The sequence below is a fragment of the Nocardia anaemiae NBRC 100462 genome (assembly GCF_001612725.1).
Taxonomy (GTDB): domain Bacteria; phylum Actinomycetota; class Actinomycetes; order Mycobacteriales; family Mycobacteriaceae; genus Nocardia; species Nocardia anaemiae.
The window spans coordinates 33,623-57,307 of record NZ_BDAZ01000058.1; the positions used below are offsets into that span (position 1 = coordinate 33,623).

The following is a 23,685-nucleotide window of genomic DNA, read 5'->3' on the forward strand; positions in this document are numbered from 1 at the left end:
GGCAAAGCATGGAAACTAAAGCCCCGCGAACAAATCGTGTTCACGCCCGTCCGCCCCCACCGGACCACGGGTACCACGAACCAACACGAAGTGCTCCTCCGGAAGCACCGGCTGCGCAACATTATTGGACAGCGCGAACTCACGCCCCGACGGCGCGACCGTCACCTGGGTGGCATGTGCCCGCAGCGCCGCTCGCTTCGCGGCCAGCGAATCGGACACATCGATGGTGGTCGTCACCGTATGACTCGGCACGCTCGCGAGTTCCCCCGCGGCGGGCAAACGCCAACCACGCGGCAATGCGCCGGGCAACCCCTGCACGGTCCGCCGGGCCAGCGCCTCGGTGTGCAGGCGCAACATGTCCGCGTCGGTGACCGTCCAATAGAACTTCGGCGTGTCCCAGCCCTGTTCGGCCGCGGCGGTCACCGCCGCCGAGGTGACCCAGTGCGCCCGGATGTGGTCCGGATGCCCGTAGCCGCCGCGTGGGTCGTAGCCGATCACCACCTCGGGCCGCAGTTCGAGCACGATCTCGGTCAGTGCCTCCACCGCGGCGGCACCGGAATGCACGAAGGCCCGCGGATGCTCCGCGGCAGGAGTGCCCGCCATACCGGAGTCGCGCCAGCGCCCCGCGCCGCCGAGGAAACGCGGCGGTCCGGCCCGCAGCGCCGCCAGCGCCGTGGTCAGCTCCGCGATCCGGTAGCCGCCCAACTGATCGGCATGCTCGGCGGTCAGCAGCGCCCATTCGTCTCCGATGACCTCACCCTCTTCACCGAGGGTGCAGGTCACCACCGTCACCGGTACGCCGCGGCGGCGGTAGTGCGCGATGGTGCCCCCGGTGGTGATGGACTCGTCATCCGGGTGGGCGTGCACCAGCAGCAGACCACCGGTCATGGGATCCTGCGCCACATCGCCGCATCACCGAAAATGCCGACCTGGATGGCACCGCTCAACGACGCACCGTCGACCCGCGGTCCGGATGCGGCGACCACATTGTCCTGCACGATCGGCAGCACCGTCGCCAATGCCCACAGTCGCGGCTCGGCATCGGCCAGCGCCCGGCCGACCTCGACACCGCGCAATGATTCGTCGATCGAGGGCTGCAGCCCGGGATCACAGATGCCGGACAGATTGCTCGGCGCCTTCTTGGCCGCCTCGACCGCGGTCTGCGCATCCCCGTTGCTGGCACCGGTATCCACCGGCGGGCAGCCGTAGCGCGATGCGAGCACGGTGGCCGGATCCGAACCGGCGACCTCCCAGCCGACAATGGCGTCGACGCCGCCCTCGGTGAGTTCCTTGCCGTAGAGGATATCGGCCGCGAGACTGCGCACGCTGGCATCGATTCCGGCACTGCGCAATTGGTCCGCCGCGGTATTGGCGACGGCGAGCGCGGTGGCGTCACCGGTCACCGCGCCGATCCGAATGGCCAGTGCCTTACCGTTTTTCGCGAGCGAACGCGGCTGCGGCGCGGGTGAGGTCGGCGACTGCACCGGCGGCGTCTCCGGAGCCCGACCGTAACCCGCCTCACCCAGCAGCGCGAACGCCTCCTCCGCGGACGGCCGCGGCGGCGCGGTCGGTGCGTACCCCGGGACCGACGGTGTCAGGATCTGCGCGCGCACCGGCTCGACCCAGCCGCCGGTCTGCCCGGCGACGGTGGCCAGCAGCGTCGGATCGATCAGCGCGGTCACCCCGCGCCGCACCCGCGGATCGCTGAGATCGCCACTGCGCCCATTGATTACGAATTGCAGCTCACGCGACTGCGGCATGATCGCGGTGCGCACCGACGGGATCGCCGCCAACTGCGCCTGGGTCGCGACACCGCCATGCACCAGCGCCATCTGCGCATCTCCGGTACGCAGCGAATCGGCAAGCTGCGCGGGAGTTCCGCCGCGGCGCAACAGAATCTGATCCGGCGCGGCCGGAGTACCCCAGTACCGATCGTTGCGTTCGAGCAGGATCTCGTCGCGTCCGCGGTCGGTCGATTTGATGCGGAAGTTGCCGCCCGAGACCTGAACTCCCTCGACCAGACCGGTGGCGAAACCGCCGGGCTGGTCCTTGATCAGATGTGAGGGAAGCAGATTCGTGAACAGCTCACGCCAGGCCGGATACGCCTCGGTCATCGTGACGGTGACGGTCTTACCGCCGCCGGATGAGCTGATATCCGCGATGTGCCGATAACCCGCCGGATCGACGACACCCGGCTGGGTGATCATCTGCTGCCACAGGAACCGGAAGTCCTCCGCCGCGATCGGCGCACCATCGGACCAGTTCGCCTGGTTGCGCAGGGTATAGGTGATGGTGAACGGTTCCTGCGCGGTCACCTCGGCCGAGACGACCAGCGCGGTATCGGGTACCCATTCGGTGGCGCCGGGCACCGCCGGATTCGGTACCGGCCGGAACGGGCTCGGCAACACCATCGAACTCACCGCGGCGGTGGCCGGTGACTGATCGGAACGCAGATGCGGATTGAACCCGATGCCGATGTCATCGATGGCCACCACGACGGTGTTCTTACCCGGCTTGGCCGGTGTCGTCTTCGGACTGTCGGTGCTCTCGATCGGCGGTGGCGGATTCGCGGTGCAGCTGGCGAGCACCACGGAACAGGCCGCCATCATGATCAGCATCGCGCGTCGTATAGCCCCCGAGCTCACGTGCCGCACTCTACTTGGCCGCGCTGTCGCTCGGCCAAGTAGATCGCGGATGGCGCTGTACCGAAAAGGCCCCATGCCTTACAGCGCAGCCCGGTCCCGCGCCTTCCGTCGTGACAGTTCGCGACCGCGTTCGGTGGCACCCAGGATCACCTTGCGCACCCGCACGATCTCCGGCGTGACCTCGACACATTCATCGGCGGCACAGAACTCCATCGCCGCCTCCAGGTCGAGTTGTAGCGGCTTGGCGAGTGTCTCCATCACATCCGCGGTCGAGCTGCGCATATTGGTCAGCTTCTTCTCGCGGGTGACATTGATATCGAGATCTTCGGCGCGCGGGTTGATGCCGACGACATGCCCCTCATAGGTGTCCGCACCCGGCTCCACGAAGAACTGACCGCGATCGGCCAGCTGGATCATGGCGAACGGGGTCACCGAGCCAGCGCGGTCGGAGACCAGCGACCCGGTGTGGCGGGCCCGGATCTCACCGGCCCACGGGGCATAGCCGTGCGAGACCGCGTTGGCGATGCCGGTGCCGCGGGTTTCGGTGAGGAAGTCGGTGCGGAAGCCGATCAGGCCGCGCGAGGGAACGATGAACTCCATCCGCACCCAACCGGCGGCGTGGTTGTTCATCTGGACCATCTTGCCCTTGCGAGCGGCCAGCAGCTGGGTGATCGCGCCGAGGTACTCGTCGGGGCAGTCGATGGTCAGCTCTTCGTAGGGCTCGTGCACCTTGCCGTCGACCTGCTTGGTGACCACCTGCGGCTTGCCGACGGTCAACTCGAAGCCCTCGCGACGCATCTGCTCGACCAGGATGGCCAGCGCCAGCTCACCGCGGCCCTGCACCTCCCAGGCATCGGGGCGGCCGATATCGAGTACGCGCAGCGAGACATTGCCGACCAGTTCGGAGTCCAGCCGCGACTTCACCATGCGGGCGGTCAGCTTGTGGCCCTGTACCCGGCCCACCAGCGGCGAGGTATTGGTGCCGATGGTGACCGAGATGGCGGGCTCGTCGACCGTAATGCGCGGCAGCGCAACGGGATTGTCGATATCGGCGAGGGTGTCGCCGATCATGATGTCCGGGATGCCCGCGATGGCGACGATGTCACCGGCCACCGCGACCTCACCGGGTTGGCGCTCGACGCCGATGGTCTGCAGCAGCTCGGTGATCTTGACCTGCTTGACCCCGTCGGCGTGCATCCACGCGACATTCTGGCCCTTGCGCAGCTCACCGCTGTAGATGCGGACCAGCGCGAGCCGACCGAGGAAGGCCGAGGCGTCGAGGTTGGTGACGTGCGCCTGCAGCGGCGCGCTCGGATCACCCTTGGGCGCGGGGATGTTCTCCAGCAGCACGTCGAACAGCGCGTCCAGGTTCTCCGCGGCCGGGGCGCTGCCGTTCTCGGGACGCTCCTTGGAGGCCTTGCCCTCGCGGCCGGAGGCGTAGAGGACCGGCAGATCCAGCGCGAGTTCGGCGGCCTCGGCGGCCTCGTCGTCCAGATCGGAGGCGAGGTCGAGCAGCAGATCGTGGCTCTCCTCGACGACCTCTTCGATGCGGGCGTCGGGACGGTCGGTCTTGTTCACCACCAGGATGACCGGCAGCTTCGCGGCCAGCGCCTTGCGCAGCACGAAGCGGGTCTGCGGCAGCGGGCCCTCGGACGCGTCGACCAGCAGCACGACACCGTCGACCATGGACAGACCGCGCTCGACCTCACCACCGAAGTCGGCGTGGCCGGGGGTATCGATGACGTTGATCACGGTGACCGAACCGTCCGGGTGGTGCCGGTGCACCGCGGTGTTCTTGGCGAGAATGGTGATGCCCTTCTCGCGCTCCAGGTCACCGGAGTCCATCACACGATCGACGAGCTCGGCGCGTTCGGCGAAGGCGCCGGACTGGCGCAGCATGGCGTCGACCAGCGTCGTCTTACCGTGGTCGACGTGGGCCACGATGGCGACGTTGCGAAAATCGCGTGCAGACGACACGCCTCAATCCTCCTGCTGTCGGGTGTTGATGTCGGCTGCAACTGAGGTTGGCGTGTTCGGGACCCTACGTGGTTACGCAGGCTTCCTCCTCCGGGTCCTGACGCTCACGCCGGGGTCCTTGCAAACAGGTGGAGAATCGAAACTCACCGGGCATTGCGGCCAGTTACACAGTACCGGCATCCGAGTGGCTCGCAGACCACGCACTCCGATAAGGGTATGCTAACCAATCATGGGCAAGGTCAAGGCGAAGAAGGTTTCCAGCCTCAAGCCGAAGAAGAAGTGCTGTCGCAAGAAGACGCGCTGCTTGAAGTGCCCCGTTGTCATCATGCGGATGAAACGCCTGGAAGCGGCCGGTTGCTGCGGTAAGGAACTGAAGAAGGGCCTCAAGAAGGCCCGCGCCGCCTGATCGACGAACTCGGATTCGCTGATGACTTTCCGGCACTCGGGGTACAACTCGGATATGAGCGAACCGAAACTAACTGAGGCAGAACTCACCGACGCTTTGACCGAACTGTCGGACTGGACCAGGTCCGGCGACGCCATCACCCGCACGATCGAGGCGAAGACCTTTCCGGCGGGCATCGAACTCGTGCGCCAGGTCGCCGAGGTCGCCGAGAGCAGGAACCATCATCCGGATATCGATATCCGCTGGCGTCGGGTGAGCTTCACCCTCTCGACCCACGACTCGGGCGGACTCACCGCGCTGGACGTGGCGCTGGCTCGCGAGATAGATCGGCTTGCGGCGCAATCCGATTGACCATGTGCCCGGACCAGATCACCCACCAGTAGAGCGCCAGCACGCCGAGCACGTCGACGGCGCCGAGCCAGGACAGCACACCCGGCCGCGAGATCGTCCAGATCGACGGCTGGGCGAACGAGAGCACCCACGGCACGCCGACGAGAGTGGTGACCAACCAATATCCGGCGAGTATCCGCGCGCCGGGCGCCTGCCGCAGCGGCCCGTACACCAACCACATCACGGTGGGCAGCAGCCACACGAAGTGATGCGACCACGAGATGGGCGAAACCATCAGCCCGAACAGTTGCACGATGATCAGGGTGCCCAACCGATCGTCGGGACCCAGTGCGCGCCAAGCGAAGAACGCCAGCGCGGCGACCACCACGACGGCCGCCAGCCACCACGGCCCGGATTGGACGTCATGGCCGAGCAGCCGACTCAGCGCACCGCGTAGCGACTGATTCCAGACCGAGCCGACCGGACCGATCCGATCCGCGTCACCGAGCAGCGTGCCGAAGTACCGCTTGGCCTCCTTGTGGTTGATCAGGAAGCTGACCCCGACCGTCGCACCGAAGACCACCGCAGACCACACCACGGTCCCCCATCGCCGTCGCGCGACGAAGTACAGCCCCGAAATGGCCGGTGTCAGTTTGATTCCCGCGATTACACCGATCAGTCCGCCGGATAGCCACCAGCGCGAACTGCGCACCGCGAGCATGGCCCCGAGCACCAGGAACACATTGACCTGGCCGTAGTCGATCGTGGTCCGCACCGGCTCCATCCAGATGCCGATCACGGTCCACCACACCGCGGCGGTGCGCCACCGCGGCTCGCGCATCCGCTCCGCGCCCAGGATCAATTCGAAGGCGATCCACACCACCACATACAGCGCGACGACGATCGCCAGCAGCCACAGCACCGCGATCGCGGTGAACGGAAAGTAGTGCAGCGGAAAGAAGACCAGCGCCGCGAACGGCGGATAGGTGAACGGCAGCGGGAAGTCCGGCGTCTTCTCGGCATAGGTGAAGTCGTAGAGACGATCGGTGAGCAGGGCCGCCGAACCATCGACATAGACGTGCAGATCGACGAGATTCATCCCGTTCTTCGTCAGCAGCATCCACAGCAGCCTGGCCAACACGGACAGACCGAGCACCGGGACAGCCAATCGGAGGCTTCGGTTCAATTCGCAGGCTTTCGAGTCGGTTCCGGGAAGGCTGCGACTAGCCTAACCGCCGTCGCGAGAGATCCCATCAATCCCCTGGACCGGTCCGATACGACCAGTCGAGCGCGCAGGAGGTAGCTTGCGGTGTCTTATCGGCACAGTGTGCGGGGTCGAGCCGAAGCAGGTAGCTTGCGTACCGCACAACCGGCCCGACGGCCAATAAACACTGATAACATTTGCATCACCTTTCACTCTGGTAACACCAGATGAGCGCTAGCGTCTGATAACACTGATCGTCCACAACAGAACTAGGGGCACGTCGGCTGTACAACATGGCGCTCTTGTCCCTAGAGTGACCCCGAAACGATGGCTTTTTGCATCGCTCCTGTGATGTACCCGAGGTTAAGGACGGCTAGACCAGTGCTTCGCACCCGAGGATCGCGGATCATGTTGTCCGCGCTCGCCATCGCAGCGAGCGCTTCGCTCGCCGCGCCGTCGACGGCAGTCGCGGCACCGGCCCCCGCACCCGTGGCACCGAGGAACACCATTCCGATGGTTCCCGAGGGCGTCCCGATCGATACGCTCGCCTCGCTGGCCCCGGCCATCGTCGGCGCTATCGCCGGACCCGCCGATGCCAAGCCGATCGCCGATACCCCGAAGAACGCCATCCTCGACCAGGTCCGGGCATTACTCAACGCGCTGAACCTGCCGCCGCAGATCAAATCCACGCTGGAACGGATCATCACCTTCCTGGACGGCAGCGGTGGCGGCGGTCCTGATGTCCCGCAGGGCGGACCGGTCATCGCGCAGTTCCTCTACCCGACCATCGGTAAGGGTTGCATCGGCCCCGGCGCCGATTCGATCGGCACCGCGCTCGCCGTCCCCGGCCCGGCCGAACTGCCGCCGCCGGGACCGCAGGCCGGTCAGACCGGATTCGTATTCACCGCACTCGGCACCAAGTCGCCGACCCCGGAGCAGAATCCGCCGATGACGGTCCAGTGGCTCAACCTCGACACCCGCCAGTCCGGCGTCCAGCCGCTGACCGACGAGGCGCATATCAACCCGGATGGTCCGGCAACGCTTTCGGCGATCGTCAACACCGGCTCGGGCCGGGTCGTCGCGGTCGTCGGCGGTTCGCTGACCACCAAGGCCGAGGACGCCGACCCGCGGACCTGCTCGTTCCTGCCGACGCTCGGTTTCTTCACCGTCGCCTAGTCGATTCTCTCGAAGCCCGGTGGCCGCAATGGTCACCGGGCTTCGCGCTTGTTGACACACCTAAGCGAATCGCGGCGATAGTGCACCGTCATGAAAGGACTGTGGTAGACCAAAGCCATGGCGACTGTCGATAATTCGCTTCGGTCCCGTCCCACAATCCGCCCGGGTCACTCGATCCGGAGCAGACGATCGCGTCGATCGATCCTGTCCATCCGATCGGAAGGCTCGATCCTGTCCATCGGCTCGGCCTACTCGATCCTATCGATCGGCAGCGTGGGCTCGGTGCTGTCGATCGGGGCCGTCGGCTCGTTCGGCTCGGTGATCTCGTCCTTCTCCATCGGCAGCCTCGGCTCCGCGTTCTCCGGCATCTCCCGCTGGTCCCTGTTCTCCTGGCGCGGGGACCACGAGGCCCCCGAAAATCGCCCCACCCTCCGCGTCGTCCCCGACGACGAACCCGAACTGCGGCTGGCCCCCACCTGCCACTGCCAAACCTGACCGCTCGAGATCAGGTGGAGTCCACGGCGGCATCGTTCGAGAAGCCGCCGGTTCCCACCTGATCGCGAGCCGCTAGTTCACCACTGGCCGTATTCGGCGGCGAGGATGTTGTTGACATCGACGCCGATGCCGTCGATGGCGCGTTTGTCGATTTCGATCTGGTGCAGGTGCGCGGCGGGGTGTACGAAACCCTTGGGTGTGCCCCAATTGTGCTGCCAATACCAGGAACCCAGGCCCGCGGCCCGTGCCAGTTCGATGGTCGGCGCATTGGCGTAGATGCCGACGTTCTCTTTGCCGAGCACCGACTCCCAGCCGAGCAGGTACGGCGCGATCATGGTGCCGAAATCGGCGGGGCTCGGATTGTCGTCGATGGAGGCGTAGATCGGGCGGTTCTCCGGACCGCCCGCGGCCAGATGCAGTTCCAGACCGCGCTCGGCATGCTTCTTGCCCGCCTCCAGGCCACCGCGCCAGTCGGCGGTCGGGCCCTTGCCGAACTGATAGTTCGACACGATCGTCAGACCGGCGGCGTGCAGCTGGTCGACCTCCTTGGCGCGCAATGGCTTCCCCTCCATCCATTCGGCGCCCGGACGGCGATCCGAGACGTAGCGGATGACGCCGAGGTGACCGTCATCCAGGATCGCGCCCGCGGACGGAACGCCGCCCGCGTAGTCGACCAGGGTGCCGAGCACACCGGCCGCCGAAGCGCGGGGCGCGGCGATTCCGACGGCGGCGGCGGCAGCGGTGTAGGCGAACAACTGGCGGCGAGACACAGAAATGGAACGCATCGCAGGACTCCTTCGCGCAACCTCGACCATGGACAGGTAGCGTGCCCGGCGCACCTTCCCCAAGGTTCACTCGAGCGCCGGGAGCCTCGAACGTGCACTAATTTCACCATATTCACATTGGAACCGCTAGACCCACCTGAAACAGGACTTCACATTTGCCACACAGGTCAAGGCCTGGTTCTAGGCGATCCCGTCGATTCTCGCCGCGACATCGATCGTGCGGCCCGAACTGTCGCTGAGTTCCGCGCGCACCACCTCGGCCACCTGCGCGACGACCTGCTTCTTTATACCGGCGAGCGCACCGAGGGTGGCCGCCCGCATGCCGTGCGCCTTGAACTCCAGCCGCAGGTCATCGGGTGCTGGCGGCGGCACATCGACGACGATCAGCAGCGGATCGGCCGCCCGCGCGGTCAACACCAGTGGTATCTCGACATCGGCGCGATAGTGGTTGGCCTTGAGCACATCGACGGTTATGTCGAGGCTCACCGGCAGTGTCAGATCGAAGGAGACCGGCTCGTCCGAGCGATCCGTCAGCTGCGGCGTTCGAACATTGCCCTGCACCCTGACGGTGGCGGAGTCGCGTGGTCCGGTGCGCAGCGGGCCGACCTCGATGGAACGGCCCGCCATTTGCTCGACAAATTCGAAGACCCGATCGCGGGTCACGATGCGCGAGAAGAATTGATGTCCGAATTCGTCGTAGCCGATCCAGTCGAAGGCAGCTCGGTCGACGTGCTCGGAACGGACGCCGTTGATGATCGCCTCGACGTCGAAGACCCGGCCGCGGCGCGCCTGCGGTTCGGCCAGCATCGCATTCACCCGATTGGCGACCTCGCGCTGCACCACCCCGGCGATCGGATCGAGCAACCATTCCCAGGCCGAGTCGATGGCTTGCGCGCGCAGCACGAAGCTCACATCACGCGAGGTGATCGGCGGGATATCGATGACGATGAGCAGTGGGTGGGCGGTGCGCGCATGCAGGGTGAGATCGATTTCGGCGACCGCCTCCAGCCGCATTTTCCGCCCACCGAGCAGCACCTTCACCGACATCGTCAGCGGAACAGTCACCTCGAAGGTGACATGCGGGCCGTTGCGCAGAATGACCGGCCTGCCCACCTTGCCCTCGGCCATGAATCCGGCCAAACCCACTGGTCCGAGGGAAAACGGGCCGATTGTGACGCCGTGATCGGTCATCGCGGCGACCGCGGCCTCGATCCGTTCGGCTGTCACCGCGTGCGTGACGAACCGCTCCCCGAAGTCGGCGTAGTCGATCCACACCGGATCATCGGTCTGTTCCTCGATTGGCAGCATCAGAGTTTCCGAAACCCTCACCTCTCAACGGACAACCGACACGGTACGCGACGCAGATTTCGGCGAGGTCGGGCCGACATGCCCCCACCCAGAGGTCCCTGTCCTGCTGATGAGGGGGTAGCAGGACAGGGACCCGAAAGACGGCGCTGCCGGGCGCCGCCTAGTCAATGGTAAGTGCTAGCGGAGGACCCGCCGACAATGCACAGCCACTAGGAAGAACGGCTTGGTTCCCACACTATTCACAAACGACCGAATCCCACCACCCCCGGCACCTCCGCCAGTGCGAAACGGTGGATCGCGACCTCACCGAATTCATTGCCGCCCATGGTCGTCACGGTCCCGTTCGCCGCCGTGAGCACGAAATTCGTGTGCTGGCTGAAGGGGCTCCCCTCGGCGTAGAGCAGTACGTCACCGGTGCGCGGCTGATATCCCGAACCGATCGGCGCGAAGCGGTTCGCGCCCTGGTAGTACTCCTGCAGCGTGTACACGCCCGGAATCCGCCACGATCCGGAATTCGGATTGGCCAGCGGCGCACCCGCCTCCCGCAGCACCCAGCTGACGAAGTCGGCGCACCACGGTTCGTCGGCCCCCTCGGCGTACTTGGGGCCGTCGCCCGGTGCCGCGAATTCGCGTTCGAGGACCGCGACGATTCGGCCCTGCGTGAGGTCGAGCCCGGACCTATCGATCGTGGGAAATGCGGTCAAGCGGTCTCCGGCGATCGCGGGTTGTGCGCGATCCTGCCACCAATGCACCCCGACGACCCCCGCCACGACCAGCGCGACCAGCACCAGGCCCAGCACCGGCCACCAGTACCGTCGCCCCTCGGCCACCTCGTGTTCGGACATATTCCCCCTCCAGGCTTTCGACTTCTGATCATTAGGACGAACGGATCCGCCTCGAGGTTCCCGCGAATGTGGTTGAGTTTCAAGAGAATGAGTACCGGGCAGTCTCTCGAAGGCATAGCGGCAGTTGACGATTGCCGCACCGCGAATCTCGTTCCGGCCGAGCGGCCGACGCGATAGTCTCCGAGGACACCGGGCGACGGGGAGGTACGGCCCTGGACACACTGTGGACGTTCGTGGTGCATCGGCGCGCGCAGCTGGTCACCGATTCGTATTTGCATGTCTCGGCGGTGGTGCAGTCGATACTGCTCGCGACGATCGTGGCCGTGCTGATCGGCATCCTGGTCTACCGCAGCCCATTCGGATCATCGGTGGCTACGGCGCTGGCCAGCGCGATACTCACCGTTCCATCGTTCGCGCTACTCGGGCTGCTGATCCCGTTCCTCGGGCTCGGTGTCGGACCGACGATCACCGCACTGGTGCTCTATGCCCTGCTGCCGATTCTGCGCAATACCATCATCGGATTGGCCTCGGTGGATCCGGCGATCGTGGATGCCGCGCGCGGGGTCGGGATGAATCGGCTGCGGGTGCTCGCGCGCATCGAATTGCCGCTGGCCTGGCCATCGATTCTGACCGGAATGCGGGTCAGCACCCAGATGATCATGGGCATTCTGGCCATCGCCGCCTACGCCAAGGGACCCGGACTCGGCAATCTGATCTTCTCCGGCCTGGCCCGGCTCGGTAGTCCGAATGCGGTGCCGCAGGCGCTGGTCGGCACGATCCTGATCGTCGTACTCGCGCTGATCCTCGATGGGATCTTCGTCATCGTCGGGCGACTCACCACCTCGAGGGGACTACGTGACTGATACCGAAATCCGCAACGACAGTATGACATCGGCGGTATCCGGGGTGGAGATCGTGCTCGACGAGGTCACCAAACACTATCCCGGACAACGCGATCCGGCGGTGGATCGGGTTTCACTGACCATCCCCGCTGGCGAAATCGTCGTCCTGGTCGGACCGTCCGGCTGCGGTAAGACCACCACCATGCGCATGATCAACCGGCTCATCGAGCCGACCTCGGGCACCATCACGATCGGCGGACGCGATATCACCGGTGTCGATCCGGACCAATTGCGCAGGGGCATCGGCTATTCCATCCAGCAGGCCGGATTGTTCCCGCATCTGACGGTCGCGAAAAACGTTGCGACAGTGCCCGGTCTGATCGGCTGGAACCGCAAGAAGGTCGCCGCGCGGACCGACGAAATGCTCGAGCTGGTCGGCCTCGATCCCGATACCTACCGCCATCGCTACCCCAGGCAGCTCTCGGGCGGCCAGCAGCAGCGCGTCGGGGTGGCCCGCGCATTGGCGGCCGATCCGCCGGTGCTGTTGATGGACGAGCCGTTCGGCGCGGTCGATCCGATCACCCGCGGCCTGCTGCAGGACGAGCTGCTGCGCCTGCAATCCGAACTGGGTAAGACCATCGTGTTCGTCACCCACGATTTCAACGAGGCGGTGAAGCTCGGCGATCGAATCGCGGTGCTGGGCAACCAATCTCGGATTCTGCAATACGACACACCGGCGGCGATACTGGCCGATCCCGCGGATGAGACAGTGGCCGGTTTCGTCGGCGCGGATGCCTCGCTCAAACAGCTCACCCTGACCCGAGTCCGCGATGTCGAACTCGGCAGCTGCCCAACGGCGCCGGAGTCCGACCCTGTCGACAATCTCCGCGCCGCGCTGGTCGGACTGGATTGGCCGTGGGCACTGATTCTGGACGCGCAGCAGCGGCCCTTGCGCTGGGTGTCGAGGCCGCAACTGGCACAGGCGGATTCGTTGCGTGCGGTCGGATCTCCGGTCGGTGAGCAGTTGTCGCTGCAGTCGACACTGCAGGATGCGTTGGAGGCGTTGCTGGCCGAGCAGACCGCGACGGCGGTCGTCACCGGTCGACGCGGCGAATACGCCGGATTGATCACGATCGATACGCTCGTGGGCCACTTATCGGCCATGCGCGCCACCCATGCGGGCGCCGATACGGATGCGACGACATGACCACGGCGACCACGGCACCGGCCACGGCAGCACCGACGACACTTCGGCGGGCAGAACGCATTCGGCTGCTCGTCCAGCCCGCGCTCGTGCTGGTACTCACCGCGGGCGTGCTGGTGTGGGCATTCCGGCGCGATCTCACCGCCACCCAGCAGGCAAGCATCAGCGTATCCAATATCGCGACCGTCACCTGGCAGCATGTGTTGATCACCGCGACCGTCGTGGGGATCGTCATCGCGGTGGCGGTGCCGCTGGGCACACTGCTCACCCGGCCCGGATATCGCCGTCTGGCACCGCTTTTCGTCGGTGTCGCCAATGTCGGTGCCGCCGCTCCCGCGATCGGTCTGATCGTGCTGTTCTATCTCGCCACCCGCACCACCGGGTTCTGGATCGGCGTCGCGCCGATCGCCTTCTATTCGCTACTTCCGGTGCTGCGCAATACGATTCTCGGCTACCAGCAGGTGGATCCAGCGGTCACCGATGCCGGACGCGGACAGGGCATGTCGGCGCTGACGGTATTGCGCCGCATCGAATTTCCGCTCGCCATCCCCTATATCCTCGCCGGGCTGCGCACCTCGCTGGTGTTGGCCGTCGGCACCGCGACGCTGTCGTTCCTGGTGAGCGCGGGCGGTCTCGGCATTCTGATCGATACCGGGTACAAGCTGCGCGATAACGTCACGCTGGTGGTGGGAGCCGTCCTGGCCGTCGCGCTCGCGCTGCTGGTCGATTGGCTGGGCGCGTTGGCCGAACAGTACTTGGGGCCGAGGGGGTTGAAGTGAGGGCGTGGATGCTGGCTCTTGCGGCCGTATTCGCCTTGAGCGCCTGCGGATTACAGTCCGGGAGTGCGGTGCCGCTGCGGGTGGGTCCGGGCAGTATTCGTCCAGTGCCGGAGCTCGACGGGGTGTCGATTACGGTGGGCTCCAAGGATTTCACCGAGCAGAACATTCTCGGATATCTCATCGAATTCGCGCTGTCCGCGGCGGGTGCGCAGGTACGGGATCTGACGAATATACAGGGCTCCAACAGTGTTCGCGACGCCCAGCTGCACGGTCAGATCGATATCTCCTACGAATACACCGGCACCGGGTGGATCAATTATCTCGGTAACGAGACACCGATTCCGGATGAGGTCGGGCAGTTCGAGGCGGTTCGCGACGCGGACCTGGCCGCGCACGGCATCGTGTGGACGGATATGGCCCCGATGAACAACACATACGCGCTGGTGATGAGCGGCAACACCGCGAAGGAAACCGGTGTCGTCACGTTGTCCGATTACGCCCGGTTGATCGCCACCGATCCGGCCGCCGCCGCGACATGCGTCGGCACCGAATTCAATGTGCGCCGAGACGGTTATCCCGGAATGGCGCGCAAGTACGGTATCGACGTCGGCAAGGTACACAAGCAGATCGTGCAGGATGCGGTGGTCTATCAGGCGACCGCCGACGCCGAGCAGTGCCGGTTCGGTTCGGTCGCCGCCACCGACGGCCGAATTCCGGCGCTCGGGCTCGTCCTGCTGAAGGACGATCTGGGCTTCTTCCCGAAATACAATGCGGCACTGGTGATGCGCAAGTCCTTCGCCGACGCACATCCACAGGTCGCCGACATCATGGCGCCGATATCGAAGAAGCTGACCAATGCGGCGATCACCGAATTGAATCGCCAGGTCGACCTGGACGGCCGCGAACCCGCCGAGGTAGCGCGGGATTGGATGGTGGCGGAAGGGTTCGTCACTGCTCGCTGAATGGGTCTGAGCGTGCGGACTGCACGCTCAGACCCGTTCGAATCAGGCCTGCGGATCACGGCCCAGGTAGCGCAGCAACTCGGCGACCGCGGTGTCACCCTCCGCGCCGTCGACGATCGCGGCGTAGGCACCCCACTGACGCAGTGGCTCAACGATTTCCGCCTCCGGCCCACCGCCGGGAGCCGGGTTCATGGTCCGTGCCGCGGTGAGCAGGTAACCGGCGAGTTCGTCGTTCAACGGTGACGGCTGTCCGGTCGCGATCGCGATATCCCAGGCGTGCACGGCCGCGTCGAGGGCGCACATGACCGCGGCGACGGGCGTCGGCAGCGCGCCGTGCGGCAGCGGGGTGGGTACGGTCTCGGTCTCGTCGGTGACGGTGGCCCAGGCGGTCGCGGTCTGCTCGACCGCATCGCGCACCAACTCGGCGGCGGTGCCCTCGATGGCGCCGGACGGTGCGAAGGGGTTGTAGCTGGGGCCGATTCCGATACCGAGCGCCGCGGCAAAGGCGAGCTGATCGCCCGCGGCGTGCTGAATCACCTGCGTGACATCCCATTCCGAGCATGGGGTCGGCAGCTGCCACTGGTCCTCGCCGATGCCCGCGACCACATCGGTCAGCGCGCGGTAGGAGGTGGCGAGGACATCGCGCCAGACCGGGCGCAGGGTCGCGGTGGCGTCGGCGGCAGTGGTGATGTTCATGGCTGGCCTTTCTCGGTCCTTCTTGCTGATGTCACCAAGCCTATGCGGCTATTAGGCTAGATTCGTTCCTAATACATCGGCTTCATCCAAAAAGATTTCCGGAGGCGACGGTGGCGGCCACCACAACACGAGTTCTGCGCCTGCTCTCGCTGCTGCAGGACCGCGCGCATACCGGCCGCGAGCTGGCCGAACGGCTCGACATCACGGACCGGACGCTGCGCAAAGACATCCAGCGACTGCGCGAACTCGGCTATCCGGTGCACGCCGAGCGGGGCGCGATCGGCGGCTACCGGCTCGGTCGCGGCAGCACCATGCCGCCGCTGCTGCTCGACGACGATGAGGCCGTCGCGGTGGCCGTGGCCATCGGCCTGGCCGAGGACGGCTCCACCGGCATCGCCGATATCACCGAGAACGCCGCGCGCGCACTGGCGAAACTCGAACAGATCCTGCCGAAACGCTTGCAGCGCAAGGTGACCGCGCTGCGCAATGCGACCGCCATCGGACCGGCGACCACCGGTTCCCGCGAGCCGGATGCCCCGGTCCCGGCCGCGATACTGACCACCCTCGCGAGCGCCATCCGCGATGGCGCCACCGTTCGGATCGGATCGGATGCCGACGCGGACAACGAAATCGAGCCCTACCGGCTGATCAACTGGCAGCGCCGCTGGTATCTGGTCGCCTACGACCTCGAAACCCATTCCTGGCGTGCGATTCCCGTCGCCCAGGTACAGTGCGCCGTCGCGGGGTCGCGCCGCTTCGCCGCACGGTCACTGCCCGATGACGATCTAGTGGCCTTCGTCATGCGCCATATCGCCAGCACGGGTTGGCAGGTGCATGCCCGGGTGACGGTGCTGGCGCCCGCCGAGACGGTGATCGCCCGCATCAACCCCGCCGTCGGCGTGGTGGAGGCTGTCGACGCCGATACCTGTACCCTGCTGACCGGCGCGGATGCCCTGGAGACCATCGCCATCTATCTGAGCATGCTGATGATGGACTTCCGGGTCGACGGCCCGCCGGAACTGGTCGCGCATCTGCGCACCCTCGCACGGCGTTATGCCGAATCGGTCGAACCGGCACCGTAGCGTTATCCAACGTCGCGGCAATGCTTTTCGGTCGAAGTTAGGTTTGCACGGGGGGATCAGCCCTTGATCCCGAGGGAATCAGGAGGCAAAGCATCATGGCGGATACCCGCCCTTCGATCGCCCGCTATCTGCGTGAACGGCGTGCAGCGGCCGGACTCACCCAGGCCGCGATGGCCGTGGCCACCGGGTTCCCGCAGACGGTGATCGAGGATTTCGAACGGGGCGTGGTCGCGCCGACCACGGCGACGCTGGGCCGGTTGTTCGACGCGCTGGGCGTACCGGTGTTCTACCGCGACCACATCGTGAGCCTCACCCAATTGAGCCAGTTTCCGGATACCTTCGGGCCCGTACCCAGCGCGCCACTGCCCACCGATCTGCGCACTTTGCGCAGCCTGGCCCAGCCCGCCTGGTTCCAGATCGTGCCCACCTTCGATCTCGTCGCCGCGAACTCCGCCTACCTGCGGCTATTTCCCGGGCTGGAGCCCGGCGACAATATCCTCGAGTGGACGATGCTGAATCCGAAGGCCAGGCAGGCCGTGCACGAGTGGCACAAGGAAGCGCATCTGATGGTGTACGCACTGCGGATGATGGCGCCCGGCCTGGTGCCGCAGGAACGGCTGGACAAGATCATCTCCGCCTGCCGGGCGGCGCCGGAGTGGGAGCAACTGTGGCTCACCGATGTGGCACCGGTCGATATCGCCAGACCATGGATCCACGTGCGCGATCCGGCCCGTCGCGAACTGCGCCGAATGGCATTGAACGTCTTCATGTCCGAATTCCCGCGACGGCCTTGGTGGATGTACACGCTGGTGCCGATCGACTGAACCGACCCGGCCATCGAAACGACAACGGGGCCGATCCTCGCCGTTGAGGATCGGCCCCGTGGCCGTCCGGGCTCGTGACCCGACGATTAGGCGTGGCCCGCTTTTTCGGCGGCATCGGCCGCCTTGCGCATCGGAATGACCAGGGTCAGCACGATGGCTACCAGGGCCGCTGCCGTGGCGATCAGGAACGTGGTGTGGAAGCCGTCGCGTGAGGGCAGCACATGCGAGCCGAGCTGGATCGTCATATGAGCGAGTACCACGCTCATCACCGCCGACGAGGTCGAGGTGCCGATCGAGCGCATCAGCGAATTGAGGCCGTTGGCCGCGGCGGTCTCGGTGAGCGGCACCGCACCCATGATCAGCGCGGGCATCGCGGCATAGGCCAGACCGACACCACCCGCGACGATCATCGCCGCGATCATGAGCTCCCACACGCTGTTCATCAACACTACGGCACACAGATAACCGATCGCGATCACCGCCGAACCGAGCGCCAGCGTGACCTTCGGGCCGCGCGCCGCCGACAGCCGCGCCGAAACCGGCGACAGCAGGATCATCACGAATCCCGTTGGAGCCAATGCCAATCCGGCATTGACCATGGACAGCCCGAACCCGTATCCGGTCTGCTCCGGCGCCATCATCAGCTGCGGGAAGGTCAGCGACATGCCGTAGAGCGCGAACCCGACCGCGATGGAAGCGAGGTTGGTGAACAGCACCCGCGGTCGCGCCGAGACCCGCAGGTCGACCAGCGGCGAGCGCTGCTTCAGTTCGAAGAAGCCCCAGATGAGGAAGGCCACCACCGACAGTGCGAAAAGGGCGAGTGTGCTCGCACTGCCCCAGCCCCAGTCCGCACCCTTGGTGATCGGAATCAGCAAGGCCAGCAACGCAATCGACAGTCCGACCGCACCACCGAAATCGAAACGCGCGGGTGTGCGCACCGGCGACTCCGGTACGAAGACGAAAACCAGTGCGGCACAGACGACACCGAGCCCGGCGGCGGTCCAGAACAGCATGTGCCAGTCCGCATTCTGCGCGATCGCCGCCGCCAGCGGCAGGCCGAGCGCACCGCCGACACCGAGCGTGGCACTCATGATCGCCATCGCGGAACCCACCTTCTCGGCGGGCAATTCGTCACGCATGATGCTGATGCCGAGCGGGATCGCGCCGACCGCAGCACCCTGCAGTGAACGCCCGATGATTTCGGGAGCCAGCGAGGAGAACAGCGCGCACACCACCGAACCGGCGACCAGCGATACCAGATTGGCGAACAGCACCCGGCGCTTGCCGAACATATCGCCGAGTCGGCCGCTGATCGGGGTTGCCACAGCACCGGCCAGCAGGGTCGCGGTGATCACCCAGGACGCATTGGACGCCGAGGTGTGCAGCAGCGTCGGCAGTGTGGGAATGATCGGAATGACCAGCGTCTGCATCAGCGATACGACCACACCGACCATGCCGAGAGTCGCGATGAGCAGGCCAGATGCCGGACGGCGCCGGGCGTCGTCCTCGGTGACGGTCGAAGACGCGTCGGCTGCAACAGACATGAATATGTACGGTACATATCATATGTATCGTGCACAATTTGCCATCGACGTGATTCAGCCGACATAGTGTGGGCCATGTCCGAATCAGGTCCCGAGGATGACGATGCGCTCACCCGCCTCGTCTTCGAGCTGACCCTGCTCTCCCGGCACTTTCCGGCCTCACTGCTGCGTCGACCCGGATTCCAGCTCGACCGATCCGCGTACCTGATCCTGACCCGACTGGAAATGGACGCCCCACTCAGCCTGCGCGAGCTGTCGGAGGCCTTTCAGCTCGATATCTCCACCATCAACCGGCAGGTCGCCGCGATGCTGAAGCAGGGGCTGGTCGAGCGCGTCCCGGATCCGGACGGCGGCATTGCCCGCAAGATCAAGGCCAGCGCCAAGGGTCTGGAAGCGGTTGCCGCCGATCGCGAGCAGAGTCAAGAGGGCATCGGCGCCGTCGTCGCCGACTGGACGGCCGCCGATATCGCACAGTTGAGCGGGCTCATCACCCGGTTCAATATGTCGATAGAGCATCTCGAGGAGAATCCGTGGCCGCGCCCGCCCGCAGACCGATAGGCCGCCGAGTGGCGCGGCTCCCGCGACGTCAGGCAATATCGCTGCGGTGAGGTTCCGATTCGGGGTGGTCGCGGCATCGCTGTTCGTGGCGTCGCCGCTCGCCGTCGGCTGCGGACTCGATACCGAGGCCGACGAATGGAACGGCTGGACGGTGACGGTGTATTACACCGCGGTCGAGTCCTATCACTTCGGCCCACTCGAAACCGTGCGCGGCTGTGGTGATCTCGAATGCACCGACGCGAGTGTCGAAATCGGCTCGCTACCAGAGGATTTCGTCGACGCGGTGCGCGATGAGGGCACCGGCCGGATCACCAGCGGCGAGCACGCGGGTCGATATCTGAACTGGTCCTACGATGTCGGCTTCTGGCTCGATACCGAACCGAGGGACACCCGAGGCGAGGCGCTGCGTCCGTTCGAGAGTGCGGCCGCCGATGACATCGAACCGGGAACTCGATTGCGGCTCACCGGTTGTGGGAGTGCCTATCGCATATGCGGCAAATTCAGTTCGACAACCTGGACGATCGGCGACGAATTCACACCGGGGCTCGGCGGCCCACGGCATCTGGACCTCTACATCGGCGAGGAAACTTCCGAAAGTTTCACCGAGGGACCGGATTTCGTGACGTTCACCGGTGCGACACTGGAACCCGTCGAGCCCTGACCCGCTTCGAAATACACGCCGGGTGTAATGCCGTAGCAGCGCCGGAACCAGCGGGTCAGATGGGCTTGATCGGCGAATCCGGCCTCGATCGCCGCCTGGCTGATCGGTCGGCCCGCGGCGATCAATCTGCGCGCCGTGCGCAGCCGGAGCAGCCGTTGATAATCACTCGGCGCCAGACCGTAATTGGTGCGGAAGGCGCGATACAGCGCGAATCGGCTGCATTCGGCGGCCTCGGCCAGATCGTCCATCGAAATGGGGTCGAGATAGCGATCGTGCAGTACCGCACGAACCCGTCGCGCGATATCGGCGGCCGAACCGGCCTGTACCACAGCGGTTCTCGTCCGCGTTCGGGTGCCGCGCTGCACCAGTGCCGCGACCGAGGCGGCCAAAGCCTCGTCGGCGGCCAGTTCGGTGGCGGGGCCGACCAGACTCGCACAGAGCCTGTGCAGGGCCGATGAAAGCACGGGATCACGCAGCACCGGATCGGTGAACAATGGCAGACCGGTCGGGCGGCCCGCACGGTCGGAAAGCAGATCGGTGATCAGCTCGGAGCCGATATGCGCGATCCAATAGGTGAATCCGAGTTCGGTGGTGCTGTGGCCGTCGTGCGGCTCGTCCGGATTGAAGGCCATCACCATGCCCGCCGCGCTGGTGCGGGTGGCGCCGCGACAGTCGAAGGTCTGCGCGCCGAACTCGGTCAGTCCGAACGAGTACGTCTCGTGGCTGTGCAGGTCATAGACGTGCCGTTCGAAATGCGCGTGCATGACCTCGACCGGGCGGTCCGCCATTCGCCGGTAGTCGACCCATTCACGCTCGGTCACCTATCCATTGTCACCGCACCAGCGTTCAATACTCGGGCGCGGCCCCCGCCGATGATCGAGCTGTGCGTATCCGATTGCTATTGGTCCTGGTCATGGCGTTGTGGGGCAGCGCGTTCGCCTCCTCGAAGCTCGCGGTCAACGAGGTGCCGCATGCGGTCGCCGGATTCCTGCGATTTCTGATCGGCACGATTGTGCTGCTCATCGTGCTGCGGGCGCCGCGGCTGCCCGTCGCCGATACCGCTCGCGCGGCCGGGCTCGGGCTGATCGGCGTATTCGGGTACAACTTTCTGTTCTTCCTGGGACTCGCCCTGGCTCCCGCGGCCGACGGCAGCGTGATCGTCCCGATGGCGGCACCGATTTTCACGGTCGTGGTGACCGCGTTACTCGGCCGCACCCGGCTCTCGCGGATCCGACTGGTCGGGCTGACCGTGGCGATCGCCGGTGCGGGCGTGTTCTTTCTCGGCATCCCCGCGACCGGAACCCACCGGCTACTCGGCGATCTCGTTTTCCTCGCGGCGGCCGCCTGCTGGGCGAGCTACACGATGCTCGGAGCGCCACTGTTGTCTCGGCTGCCCGCCCCAACCGTCACCGTGTACGCCACTGCCGCGGGCACGCTCGCGCTAGGGCTCATCGCCGCGCCGGAACTTTCCGACGTCCGGTGGTCCGCACTGGACCTCGGATTCTGGCTCAATCAGGCCTATCTGGGCGTACTGCCCACCGCCCTCGCATATGTCCTCTACTACCGCGCGGTAAGTCAGGTCGGTCCAGCGACCGCGGCCGCGGCGATGTTTCTGGTGCCCGCCTTCGGTCTCAGCTGCGCGTGGATATTGCTCGGAGAATCCATCTCGCTGACACAGACCCTCGGGGCAGCACTGATGTTCACAGGTGCCTGGCTGAACACTCGCGGCGAAGCACCGCGCGCAACGACACCACCCCGACCGGCGCCGGTCGCCGCGCATTCCTGAGGTTTGGATAGCCGCTGGCGAGGCATTACGTGGACGACACGACCGTCTGGGCTAGGAGGATCGGGTGTCTTCTGCAGTGATCGCAATAGTGGTCGTCGTGGTGGTGTTGGTCGCGGCCGGGTTGCTGTTCGCGGCATGGTCGATGCTGCGGAGAAGGCGACTGCGCACGAAGTTCGGGCCCGAATACGACCGGACCATGGAAGAGTCGGACAGCCGTAAGGCCGCTGAACGTGAGCTGAGCGAGCGCGAGCGCCGACACGCCGAATTGGATATTCGCGAGCTGTCCGACGAGGAGAAGCAGCGGTACCGCGCGGAGTGGGCCCATATGCAGGAACGCTTCGTCGACGCTCCGGCGGATGCGGTGACGGCTGCCGATGTGCTGGTGGCCGACATCATGGCCGAGCGCGGCTACCCCACCGAAGGATATGACCAGCAGCTCGCTGATCTGTCCGTCGAGCACGCGGCGACGGTGGGTCACTATCGCGCCGCACATGAGATCGCGATTCGGCGCTCCGATACCCGAATCTCCACCGAGGACATGCGATTCGCGGTGGTGCAGTACCGCGAGTTGTTCGAGGACCTGCTCGGCGGCGCGTCGGGCGAGAAGAAGGATGCAAAGCGATGAGCACGGAGCAGGATCGGCAGCGGAAGCTGGAAGCCGAAGTGCCGGAAGGGGTTTCGCCGACCGCGACGCGTACTGGGACCGAGGGCGATTCGGCCGCGTCGTATGGACCGGCACCGATATCGGAAGCCGAGGCGAGCGGGGACGTTGGTACGGCCGCGGTTGGTGAGAATGAGAGCGAGCGGGTGGGCGCAGGCGAGAACACTGCCGGAGACCGGCCCACCGGCGCGGGCGGAGGCACGGCCACGGACCAGCGCGCAACTCCGGATGAACGCGCGCCTGCAGGCGGAGGCGCGGGGTCGAGCACTGCTGCAGACACGGGCACTGACGATCGCACAGCTACAGACAAGAGCGCAGCCGGAGACGAACGCACGGCTGCGGGCGGGGGCTCGGCGACAGCCGAACGCACGGCTACAGACCAACACGGGGGCACCGCCGCAGAACGGCACGCAGCGACAGCCGAGCGCACGGCGGCGCAGGACATCGGGGGTCAGCCGCTCTTCGGTGCGGCCGATATCGAGCGCCTGCGGACCGCATGGCGGCAGGTGCAGGGCAGTTTCGTGGACAACCCGCACGACGCGGTGACGCAGGCCGACCATCTCGTCATGGCCACGGTTCAGCAGTTGTCCGCCACACTGGCCGAGCGGAAGCAGTCGCTGGAACGGCTGTGGTCGCGCGAAGAGGACGGTGATACCGAGGATCTGCGGCTGGCATTGCGCAGCTACCGCGCCTTCTTCGACCAGTTGGTCGGCACCGGGAACTAGCGCGGTTCAGCCGAGGCGGCGAAGGAGTCCAGCTGCAGGCTCTTGTATCGAGCCCGGATTTTCTCGTATCGGAATCGGTTGTGGGCCAAGAGCCTCAGCGACACGCTGGCCTTCGCCACGGTCACCGTGCCGAGCTTGGCCGCGACTCCCGGTGCGCGTGATTGGCTACCCATCACCGTCTCCTCGATGT

General features: G+C 65.8%; 26 protein-coding genes. 15 read left to right on the forward strand and 11 right to left on the reverse strand.

Going from position 1 to position 23,685, the window contains the following annotated elements; genetic code table 11:
- Positions 1–15 precede the first annotated feature (15 nt).
- From mshB to typA, 3 genes are all read right to left on the reverse strand, one after another.
- Complete coding sequence (gene mshB, locus NA5_RS28885) at positions 16–888, reverse strand: N-acetyl-1-D-myo-inositol-2-amino-2-deoxy-alpha-D-glucopyranoside deacetylase (RefSeq protein ID WP_062991759.1); 873 nt, start codon at positions 886–888, stop codon at positions 16–18.
- Positions 885–2,618: an ABC transporter family substrate-binding protein gene (locus NA5_RS28890; RefSeq protein WP_062991647.1), complete on the reverse strand. Its 1,734-nt coding sequence runs from the start codon at positions 2,616–2,618 to the stop codon at positions 885–887. The genes mshB and NA5_RS28890 overlap by 4 nt, the downstream gene beginning before the upstream one ends.
- 105 nt (positions 2,619–2,723) lie before the next feature.
- On the reverse strand, positions 2,724–4,622 hold the full coding sequence (typA, locus tag NA5_RS28895) for a translational GTPase TypA (protein WP_062991649.1): 1,899 nt from the start codon (positions 4,620–4,622) through the stop codon (positions 2,724–2,726).
- 229 nt (positions 4,623–4,851) lie between these two features.
- Between typA and NA5_RS41440 the strand changes: the two genes are divergently transcribed.
- Positions 4,852–5,028 (forward strand): hypothetical protein, encoded by a 177-nt coding sequence (locus tag NA5_RS41440; RefSeq protein ID WP_085998628.1) that lies wholly within the window; start codon positions 4,852–4,854, stop codon positions 5,026–5,028.
- A gap of 54 nt (positions 5,029–5,082) precedes the next feature.
- Entirely contained in the window at positions 5,083–5,379 is a 297-nt protein-coding gene (locus NA5_RS28905; protein WP_062991652.1) for a 4a-hydroxytetrahydrobiopterin dehydratase, read from the forward strand.
- Here the strand turns inward: NA5_RS28905 and NA5_RS28910 are convergent.
- On the reverse strand, positions 5,318–6,544 hold the full coding sequence (locus NA5_RS28910) for a mannosyltransferase (protein ID WP_062991654.1): 1,227 nt from the start codon (positions 6,542–6,544) through the stop codon (positions 5,318–5,320). The two genes, NA5_RS28905 and NA5_RS28910, sit on opposite strands and share 62 nt — an antisense overlap.
- A 426-nt stretch (positions 6,545–6,970) precedes the next feature.
- On the opposite strand from NA5_RS28910, the gene NA5_RS28915 reads away from it, so the two are divergent.
- On the forward strand, positions 6,971–7,738 hold the full coding sequence (locus NA5_RS28915; protein WP_084484498.1) for an Rv1157c family protein: 768 nt from the start codon (positions 6,971–6,973) through the stop codon (positions 7,736–7,738).
- Between the two features lie 117 nt (positions 7,739–7,855).
- Positions 7,856–8,233: a hypothetical protein gene (locus NA5_RS28920; RefSeq protein WP_062991658.1), complete on the forward strand. Its 378-nt coding sequence runs from the start codon at positions 7,856–7,858 to the stop codon at positions 8,231–8,233.
- A 77-nt stretch (positions 8,234–8,310) separates the two neighbouring features.
- On the opposite strand, the gene NA5_RS28925 is transcribed toward NA5_RS28920, so the two are convergent.
- The 3 genes from NA5_RS28925 to NA5_RS28935 form a co-directional block, all read right to left on the reverse strand.
- Positions 8,311–9,018: a DUF1906 domain-containing protein gene (locus tag NA5_RS28925; protein WP_062991660.1), complete on the reverse strand. Its 708-nt coding sequence runs from the start codon at positions 9,016–9,018 to the stop codon at positions 8,311–8,313.
- A gap of 180 nt (positions 9,019–9,198) precedes the next feature.
- Entirely contained in the window at positions 9,199–10,326 is a 1,128-nt protein-coding gene (locus tag NA5_RS28930) for a hypothetical protein (RefSeq protein WP_062991661.1), read from the reverse strand.
- Between the two features lie 239 nt (positions 10,327–10,565).
- Positions 10,566–11,171: a CHAP domain-containing protein gene (locus NA5_RS28935; protein ID WP_062991663.1), complete on the reverse strand. Its 606-nt coding sequence runs from the start codon at positions 11,169–11,171 to the stop codon at positions 10,566–10,568.
- A 212-nt stretch (positions 11,172–11,383) separates the two neighbouring features.
- On the opposite strand from NA5_RS28935, the gene NA5_RS28940 reads away from it, so the two are divergent.
- From NA5_RS28940 to NA5_RS28955, 4 genes are read left to right on the forward strand one after another with little or no spacing between them, the layout of a single operon-like run.
- A complete protein-coding gene (locus tag NA5_RS28940; RefSeq protein ID WP_062991761.1) occupies positions 11,384–12,034 on the forward strand; it encodes an ABC transporter permease in 651 nt (216 codons plus the stop codon).
- Between the two features lie 22 nt (positions 12,035–12,056).
- Positions 12,057–13,220 carry an ABC transporter ATP-binding protein gene (locus NA5_RS28945; RefSeq protein WP_157110691.1) on the forward strand — a complete coding sequence of 388 codons (1,164 nt, stop codon included), beginning with the start codon at positions 12,057–12,059 and terminating at the stop codon, positions 13,218–13,220.
- Complete coding sequence (locus NA5_RS28950) at positions 13,217–13,996, forward strand: ABC transporter permease (RefSeq protein ID WP_062991667.1); 780 nt, start codon at positions 13,217–13,219, stop codon at positions 13,994–13,996. The genes NA5_RS28945 and NA5_RS28950 overlap by 4 nt, the downstream gene beginning before the upstream one ends.
- A gap of 8 nt (positions 13,997–14,004) precedes the next feature.
- Positions 14,005–14,958 (forward strand): glycine betaine ABC transporter substrate-binding protein, encoded by a 954-nt coding sequence (locus NA5_RS28955; protein WP_062991669.1) that lies wholly within the window; start codon positions 14,005–14,007, stop codon positions 14,956–14,958.
- A gap of 42 nt (positions 14,959–15,000) precedes the next feature.
- On the opposite strand, the gene NA5_RS28960 is transcribed toward NA5_RS28955, so the two are convergent.
- Positions 15,001–15,654, reverse strand: coding sequence for a TIGR03086 family metal-binding protein (locus NA5_RS28960; RefSeq protein ID WP_062991671.1), 654 nt, complete (start codon positions 15,652–15,654; stop codon positions 15,001–15,003).
- Positions 15,655–15,764: 110 nt separating this feature from the next.
- Here NA5_RS28960 and NA5_RS28965 point away from each other — a divergent pair, with 110 nt between their 5' ends.
- Together NA5_RS28965 and NA5_RS28970 are read left to right on the forward strand one after the other, a co-directional pair.
- Positions 15,765–16,736, forward strand: coding sequence for a helix-turn-helix transcriptional regulator (locus tag NA5_RS28965; RefSeq protein ID WP_062991674.1), 972 nt, complete (start codon positions 15,765–15,767; stop codon positions 16,734–16,736).
- Between the two features lie 95 nt (positions 16,737–16,831).
- The gene (locus NA5_RS28970; protein WP_062991676.1) at positions 16,832–17,560 is read left to right on the forward strand and encodes a helix-turn-helix domain-containing protein; all 729 of its coding nucleotides are present in this window, start codon (positions 16,832–16,834) and stop codon (positions 17,558–17,560) included.
- 86 nt (positions 17,561–17,646) lie between these two features.
- On the opposite strand, the gene NA5_RS28975 is transcribed toward NA5_RS28970, so the two are convergent.
- A complete protein-coding gene (locus tag NA5_RS28975) occupies positions 17,647–19,104 on the reverse strand; it encodes an MFS transporter (RefSeq protein WP_062991678.1) in 1,458 nt (485 codons plus the stop codon).
- Between the two features lie 75 nt (positions 19,105–19,179).
- Between NA5_RS28975 and NA5_RS28980 the strand changes: the two genes are divergently transcribed.
- Together NA5_RS28980 and NA5_RS28985 are read left to right on the forward strand one after the other, a co-directional pair.
- Positions 19,180–19,662 carry a MarR family winged helix-turn-helix transcriptional regulator gene (locus NA5_RS28980; RefSeq protein WP_062991680.1) on the forward strand — a complete coding sequence of 161 codons (483 nt, stop codon included), beginning with the start codon at positions 19,180–19,182 and terminating at the stop codon, positions 19,660–19,662.
- A 46-nt stretch (positions 19,663–19,708) separates the two neighbouring features.
- Complete coding sequence (locus tag NA5_RS28985; protein WP_063813649.1) at positions 19,709–20,323, forward strand: hypothetical protein; 615 nt, start codon at positions 19,709–19,711, stop codon at positions 20,321–20,323.
- On the opposite strand, the gene NA5_RS28990 is transcribed toward NA5_RS28985, so the two are convergent.
- Positions 20,233–21,144, reverse strand: coding sequence for an AraC family transcriptional regulator (locus tag NA5_RS28990; RefSeq protein ID WP_218020178.1), 912 nt, complete (start codon positions 21,142–21,144; stop codon positions 20,233–20,235). The genes NA5_RS28985 and NA5_RS28990 overlap by 91 nt on opposite strands.
- A gap of 62 nt (positions 21,145–21,206) precedes the next feature.
- On the opposite strand from NA5_RS28990, the gene NA5_RS28995 reads away from it, so the two are divergent.
- The 3 genes from NA5_RS28995 to NA5_RS29005 all read left to right on the forward strand — a co-directional run bounded on the left by NA5_RS28995 (position 21,207) and on the right by NA5_RS29005 (position 23,495).
- Positions 21,207–22,109 (forward strand): DMT family transporter, encoded by a 903-nt coding sequence (locus tag NA5_RS28995; RefSeq protein WP_062991682.1) that lies wholly within the window; start codon positions 21,207–21,209, stop codon positions 22,107–22,109.
- Positions 22,110–22,173: 64 nt separating this feature from the next.
- Complete coding sequence (locus NA5_RS29000) at positions 22,174–22,734, forward strand: hypothetical protein (protein ID WP_062991684.1); 561 nt, start codon at positions 22,174–22,176, stop codon at positions 22,732–22,734.
- Positions 22,731–23,495: a hypothetical protein gene (locus tag NA5_RS29005; RefSeq protein WP_062991686.1), complete on the forward strand. Its 765-nt coding sequence runs from the start codon at positions 22,731–22,733 to the stop codon at positions 23,493–23,495. Before NA5_RS29000 ends, NA5_RS29005 begins: the two co-directional genes overlap by 4 nt.
- Here the strand turns inward: NA5_RS29005 and NA5_RS40725 are convergent.
- A complete protein-coding gene (locus NA5_RS40725) occupies positions 23,492–23,668 on the reverse strand; it encodes a hypothetical protein (RefSeq protein ID WP_157110684.1) in 177 nt (58 codons plus the stop codon). The two genes, NA5_RS29005 and NA5_RS40725, sit on opposite strands and share 4 nt — an antisense overlap.
- Positions 23,669–23,685 lie beyond the last annotated feature (17 nt).